Raw genomic sequence first — 2537 nt, 5'->3', positions numbered from 1 at the left:
GCGCAGTACTGGCCGGCACGGTCAACTCCACCTCGTCATCGATCAACTCATCCGTCAAAAGCGGTCATAGCATCACAAGACGGAACAGAGGGCGCAAGCACCTGCCCCCCTGCCGTGTTGGCGGCGGCGCGGGGCGCCGAGGGGGCCGGGAGGCCGTGTGCCGAACGCGAAGGAGCCCCTCGCCGGGCTCGGCGAGGGGCTCCGGAAGCGATCCGAAACGGTCAGAATTCGTAGTCGGCGATCACCCAGGTGGCGAACTCGCGCCACAGCGCGACGCCTGCCTGGTGCTCCGGGTGCTCGACGTAGGCGCGCAGCGCCTCGGCGTCCTCGACCGCGGAGTTGATGGCGAAGTCGTAGGCGATGGGACGGTCGCTGACGTTCCAGCCGCACTCCCAGAAGCGCAGCTCCGGGATCTTCTCCCCGAGGGAGGCGAAGATCCGCGCCCCCTCGACGACCCGCGGGTCGTCCCGCACGACGCCGTCGTTGAGCTTGAAGAGGACCAGGTGGCGGATCACGCGAACTCCCGGGTGCACGGGGCCTCGGGGCGCGCCGTCAGCTGCTGCCGCCGCCCTGCGCGATCCAGGTCATGAAGTCGCCCACGGCGGAGGCGGCCGCGGAGATGCCCTCGAAGCCCATCTCGACATAGCCGGCAGCGGTGTGGGGATCGGTGATGATCACGTACAGCGCGAACACCACGACGATGCCCAGCCCTATCGTCTTCGCGTTCGCCGCCATCGCGGTCCCTCCCCCGTCAGCCATCCGGCCTACTGCCGCGGGGAGTCTAACCGTGCGGCCCCGGACGCACACAAGTTCCTGTGTCCCCACGGGACACACAAGGTGAGACGCACGAAGGGCCCCGCCTTGCGGCGGAGCCCTTCAGAAGCGGTAGCGGAGGGATTTGAACCCTCGGTGACTTGCGCCACACTCGCTTTCGAGGCGAGCTCCTTCGGCCGCTCGGACACGCTACCGAGGGAGACTTTACATCACGGCGGGCGCTGGCAGAAATCGGTTCCGCGGGCCGGGCCGCGGAGGGACCCGGGAGTCCCGCGGGCGGCGTCGGGGGAGCTCAGCGGGCGCGGAAGAAGTCCGTGAGCAGGCGGGCGCAGTCGTCGGCGAGGACGCCCTCGATCACCTCGGGGCGGTGGTTGAGGCGGCGGTCGCGGACCAGGTCCCACAGGGAGCCGGCGGCGCCGGCCTTCTCGTCGCGGGCGCCGTAGACGACCCGGTCGACCCGGGACTGCACCAGCGCCCCCGCGCACATCACGCACGGCTCCAGGGTCACCACCAGCGTGCAGCCGGGCAGTCGCCACTCGCCGCGCGCGGCCGCGGCGCGGCGCAGCGCCAGGACCTCGGCGTGGGCGGTGGGGTCGCCGGTGGCCTCGCGTTCGTTGTGGGCGGCGGAGAGCACCGTGACGCCGTCGGGGGCGAGCACGAGGGCGCCCACCGGGACGTCGCCCCCGGGCAGCGCGGCCCGCGCCTGGTCCAGGGCGAGGCGCATGACGGACCGCCAGGGGTCGCGCACGGGATCGGGGCCGGGGCCGGCGGTACGGCTCCGCCCCGCACCCGGAAGGGGGCGCGGGGCGGTCGGGTCGTTGGTCACACGGGGACGTTAGCGGACCGTCTCCAGGACCTCGGAGGCGCCGAGGGTCTCGGCGATGGTGTTGAGCGCGCCGTCCGCCACCAGGGAACGGAGCTCCTTCTCGCTCACGCCGAGGTCGTCCAGGACCGCGGCGTCGCCGACCGGTCCGTGCGGCACGGAGCCGCCGGGGCCGGTCGTGCCGTCGTCGTCGTTGTCGTCGGATGCGCCGGCCGTCACCAGCGGCTCACCGTCCTCGGTGCCGTCGAGGTCCAGTGTGTCCAGGTCGGTGGTGTCGTCCTCCTCCGGATCGCGGCCGAGCACGTCGTCGGTGAGCAGGATCTCCCCGTAGGAGCTGCGGCGGGCGGCCGCGGCGTTGGACACGTAGATGCGAGGGTCGTCCTCGCCGTCCACGCGCACCACGCCGAACCAGGCGTCCTCCTGTTCGATCAGCACCAGCACCGTGTCGTCGTCGGGCGAGGCTTCGCGGGCCAGGTCGGCCAGGTCCGCCAGGGTCTCCACATCGTCGAGCTCCGTGTCGCTCGCTTCCCACCCGTCTTCGGTGCGCGCGAGCAGTGCGGCGAAGTACACCGTGACTCTCCCACTGGTCATAGGTGTGCCGGTTGGGGGTCCCCCCGGCGGGGTCGTGGGCGGAACCGAGGTTCCGCCCACTCGGAATCGTGGCAGAAACCTCGCGCCCAGGGGATGTCTTCGACCGCCTGTGTCTGGCTCTTTTGCCCGGGATCTGCCCCGAACCCCTTCGCGCGCCCGGCGCGTCGTGGTGCGCCTACCAGCGGAAGGTGCGCATGCGCATGGCGTGGCGCAGGCGTGCCGCCTTGGCGCGGCGGGGCTGCACGCGGGCGCGCAGCTCGCGCGCCTCGGCCAGGTCGCGCAGGAACTGGGCCCGACGGCGGCGCCGCTCCTCGTCCGTCTCCGGGGGCCTCACCGGACGGGGCGGGGG

4 protein-coding genes and 1 tRNA gene are annotated in these 2537 nt (G+C 72.5%); all 5 read right to left on the bottom strand.

What is annotated here, in order from left to right; translation table 11 throughout:
• Positions 1-221: 221 nt before the first annotated feature.
• Positions 222-515, bottom strand: a complete 294-nt coding sequence (locus ACOV8S_RS25225) for a Dabb family protein (protein ID WP_108956322.1) — start codon at positions 513-515, stop codon at positions 222-224.
• Between the two features lie 37 nt (positions 516-552).
• Positions 553-735: a hypothetical protein gene (locus ACOV8S_RS25220; RefSeq protein ID WP_351113895.1), complete on the bottom strand. Its 183-nt coding sequence runs from the start codon at positions 733-735 to the stop codon at positions 553-555.
• 148 nt (positions 736-883) lie between these two features.
• Positions 884-968, bottom strand: a tRNA-Ser gene (locus ACOV8S_RS25215).
• Between the two features lie 98 nt (positions 969-1066).
• Complete coding sequence (tadA, locus tag ACOV8S_RS25210) at positions 1067-1498, bottom strand: tRNA adenosine(34) deaminase TadA (RefSeq protein WP_351113896.1); 432 nt, start codon at positions 1496-1498, stop codon at positions 1067-1069.
• 111 nt (positions 1499-1609) lie between these two features.
• Complete coding sequence (locus ACOV8S_RS25205; protein WP_448320862.1) at positions 1610-2167, bottom strand: tRNA adenosine deaminase-associated protein; 558 nt, start codon at positions 2165-2167, stop codon at positions 1610-1612.
• Between the last annotated feature and the right edge of the window lie 370 nt (positions 2168-2537).

The organism is Streptomyces sp. CO7 (assembly GCF_053474865.1).
Note: the sequence above shows the minus strand (reverse complement) of the source record. Positions and strands in the feature narration are given on the sequence as shown.